Raw genomic sequence first — 4,263 nt, 5'->3', positions numbered from 1 at the left:
GAGCGTTTACCCAGTTACATGCTGCCGAGTGCGATAGTGTCTATGACGGAGTTCCCATTAAACAGTAACGGGAAAATTGATCGTAAGGCATTGCCAGCCCCTGAGTTCACAGCCGTGCAAAGTCAGGCTGGTCGCAATGGTACAGAACGGACGCTTGTGCAAATTTGGAGTGCGATCCTTGAACGAGATGGTGTTGGTATCAATGACAACTTCTTTGAGCTTGGTGGCCATTCGCTAACGGCGATGAAACTGGTCTCAGAGATCAAAAAGCAATTCAATATTGATGTGCCGCTAAAAGTGATTTTTGAGAAAGCTTCTATCGTGGCATTCGCTGACTGGTTGAACGAACATCAGCCACAATCTCATATTCCCGTGTTGCGTGCTGCTGCACACAAAGAAGAGCATATCCCGCTGTCCTATGCTCAGCAGCGATTGTGGATGCTGGCGCACATTGAGGGCGACAGTTCACATTACAACATGCCCATGGCTTTAGAAATAAAAGGACCATTATGTGAAGCTGCTGTTGCCAGTGCTATTACGCAGATTGTGCAGCGCCATGAGGTACTTAGAACGTCAATTCAAACTACGCCAGAGGGTGAACCGTACCAAATGATCTCTGAGGTGGAAGCGGTGAACTTGCCACTGGTGGACTTGAGTGCGTCTGCGAATACGTTGGAGCAAACCCAACAGCTTCAAGCGTATTTAACAAATGAGACTAAATCACCTTTTGCACTGGATAGTGACCTAATGTTGCGTGCTCAGTTATTCCGCTTGGGTAATGAGCATTACGTTCTTGCGGCCACGATGCACCACATTGCATCAGATGGTTGGTCAATGGATATTCTTATTAAAGAGTTTGTCGCTTTCTATAAGGCTTATAACCAAAGCACGGCACCCTCATTACAGCCGCTGGAATTGCAATATGCAGACTATGCATGTTGGCAACGAAACTGGCTCTATGGTGATGTACTGGACGCGCAACTCGATTACTGGCAGCAGCAATTGGCTGGTATACCTCAAGTGCATTCATTGCCTACGGATAAACCAAGACCAAAGGTGCAAACTTTCGTCGGCGCACGTCATCGTTCGTTTGTTGCCAAAGAGGCTTATCAGCAGCTGGAAATATTATGCCAGCGTCACGAGGCAACCTTGTTTATGGGGATCCAAACTGCATTTTCTGTATTGCTTAGCCAATATAGCAATAGCAAAGATGTGGTAATAGGTACGCCGACAGCTAATCGAGATCAGAGTGGTATAGCCGATATGATTGGCTTCTTCGTCAATATGTTAGTGCTAAGAACGGATCTGACGGGACAGCCGAGCTTTAATGACTTACTCGCACAAAGTAAAAAGGTACTGCTAGAGGCATACACCCATCAACATGTGCCTTTTGAGCAGCTGGTTGACAAGTTACAGCCAAAACGTAGCTTGAGTTTTAGTCCGTTATTCCAGATCTTGCTGGTCATGCAGAACGACAATGTTGATGAGTTGGTTGTGCCGGGTTTAGATATAAAGCCCATCACTTCCGGTGCTCAGGTTTCAAAGTACGATATTACGTTGTCTGTTAGCGAGTCTGATGCCGGCCTGTATGTTGAATGGGAATACAACACGGACCTTTTCGATGAGCAAACAATAGTCACGTTGGATCTACACTTCCAGCGGGTTATCGAATCGGTTACCCAACATCCAGAGGAAAATATTTTTACCGCGACAAGTTGGATCCAGGATGCCCTGCCAACCAGTGTGGTGAGTCACTTAGCACTCAACGATGAGTCAGAACAAATAGCATATGAACCTCCTCACGGGGAAACGGAGCAGCAGCTAGTGCGTATTTGTGCTGAGTTACTGGGTGTGGGGGAGTTTGAAATTAGTATGCTGGCGAATTTCTTTGAGTTGGGCGGCAACTCACTGTTATTTATACGCTTACTGACCAAAGTAAATAAAGTTTTTGGGATCAAGTTAAAAGTCCAGGATGTTTTTGATCTGAATAATCTAAGAGAGTTTGCGAGCTTCATTACGATTAACTGCCAAGCGATGCAGGCTAAGACTGAGATGTCAGAAGATGAAGAAGAGGAAGTCATATGATGACATTAAGTAGTTTGTTTAATGAGTTGGCGCAGAAGCAAATAAGCATCACGTTAGATGACAATAATAATTTGCGTTTACGGGGCAAAAAAGAGCTGCTGACGCAGTCTTTAAAGGCGTCTATCAGAGAGCATAAATCTCAAATCGTCGCTATGTTACAGGCGACAGCAGCGGGGGATGCTCCCCCTATTGTTCCGGTTGACAGGCAGCTGACTAAGCTCCAGCTCTCTTTCGCTCAGCAACGGCTGTGGATGCTAAACCAGATTGATGGCGATAATCGACACTATAATATGCCGGTTGGTCTGCGAGTGTGCGGCGCTATTAATGAAGAAGCCCTTCAATATGCGCTCAGGTCAATTGTACAAAGGCATGAAGTGTTGCGTACGGTGTTCGCAGTAGACGAAAAAGGAGAACCATTTCCTGTTGCTTTAGAAGACTATGAGTTTACTGTGGTCTGGCAGGATTTGTCGCAGCAGAGTGAGTTGTTACAACAGCAAAATGCTCGTCGATTTGTCCATGAGCAAATGACCTCTCAGTTCAACTTCAGCCATGATTTGATGTTGAAGGCAGGTGTTGCGAAGCTCTCTGAAAAAGAGCATCTGTTAGTGATTAATATGCACCATATTGCATCGGACGGCTGGTCAATTGGTATTCTTGTAAAAGAATTTTCTGAACTCTATCAGTCATTTGTAGATGGTCGTCAAGCAGAGCTGGCTGCCTTAGATATTCAATATCTTGACTATGCACAGTGGCAGCGAAATTGGCTAAAAGGTGACAAATTAGCCGAATTTAAACGTTACTGGCATACTTGCTTGGCAGAGCTGCCAGAATTACATAATTTACCCCTGGACTACCCAAGACCAGCAAGGCAGACATTTAATGGCGCGATAGTGGAGTCTGTCGTTGACACGCTAACGTGCGAGCGATTACGCGCGTTTTGTGACGCTCAAAGAGCAAGTTTGTTTATGGGAATTCAGGCCGCTTTTAGCGTCCTGTTAGCACGATACAGCCAAGAAACAGACATTGTGATGGGGACACCTGTTGCAAATCGTGAGCAAGATGAAGTTGCTAACCTGATTGGTTTCTTTGCAAATATGCTAGTGCTGCGAAGTGACTTGTCGTCACAGCCAGACTTTCTGACCGTATTACAGCGCAGTAAAGAGATGCTACTTGGTGCGTACGCGCACCAACAGTACCCTTTTGAAAAGTTAGTTGAAGACATTCAGCCTGCTCGAAACATGAGCTTTAGTCCATTGTTTCAGGTAATGATAGTAATGCAAAATAACGAGCAGCATACACTTGATTTATCAGATGTTTCCATTAGTCACTTGCCACAATCAGAGCCCAGTGCCAAGTATGATTTATCTCTTTGCATAACAGAGCAAGCAGATCAACTGGCGTTGAGTTGGGAGTACAACTGTGACTTGTTTGCGGCAGACACAGTGAAAGGTTTGGCTGAGAATTTTGTTCGCTTAATTCCTAAGTTACTCGAGAACCCGACTCAAAATGTTTTTGCGGTTGACTTTTTGAGTGAGCGAGAGCGAGCTTTACAGCTTGGTGAGTGGACACGCACTCAGGTTGCTTATCCTCAACAATCTGGCATACACCAGCTTTTTGAACAGCAGGTTGAGCGTGATGAGGGGAAAGTCGCTATTTATCATCAGCAAGCCGCACTCAGTTATGGTGAGCTGAATCGTCGTGCCAATGCGTTAGCCAGATATTTAGAGCAAACGCGAAAAGCTCAAGGTGTCGTGGGGATCTGTTTATCACGCTCGCCAGATCTCATTGTGGCGATGTTGGCGGTGCTAAAACTGGGCTGCACATACTTACCGCTGGATAAAGATTACCCCAGGTCGCGTATTGAGTTTATGCTCAAAGATGCCGACATGAGTTGTGTGATTACAGAAAAGGACATAGCTGAGCAGTTACACCTTGATAAGGACTGCACGGTACTGCTTGATGACAAGGCGGTTATTGCCCAATTGGCACAGTGCAGCACGAGTAATTTGACACATATTGACACACCAGCAGACACAATTGCGTACTTGATTTATACCTCAGGCTCAACGGGTCAACCAAAAGGAGTGATGATCACACACCAAAATGCGGTTGCGATGCTTAGCTGGGCTGAGCAGTTTTATACACCTGCTCAAAGAACGCATGTGTTGGCATCGACGT

Annotated in this window: 2 protein-coding genes; both read left to right on the top strand. The window is 45.6% G+C overall.

The window, feature by feature from the left end; all coding sequences use genetic code 11:
• Positions 1-2,085 (top strand): condensation domain-containing protein (locus C3B51_RS22885; protein WP_240701963.1); only part of this gene is annotated, 2,085 nt, incomplete at its 5' end.
• On the top strand, positions 2,082-4,263 hold a 2,182-nt coding region (locus C3B51_RS22880; protein ID WP_165389229.1), incomplete at its 3' end, for a non-ribosomal peptide synthetase. The genes C3B51_RS22885 and C3B51_RS22880, both read left to right, overlap by 4 nt.

This window comes from Pseudoalteromonas rubra, assembly GCF_004212645.1.
GTDB classification, from domain to species: Bacteria; Pseudomonadota; Gammaproteobacteria; order Enterobacterales; family Alteromonadaceae; genus Pseudoalteromonas; species Pseudoalteromonas rubra_G.
The sequence above is the reverse complement of the archived record's forward strand: the minus strand, read 5'-3'. Positions and strand labels throughout refer to the sequence as shown.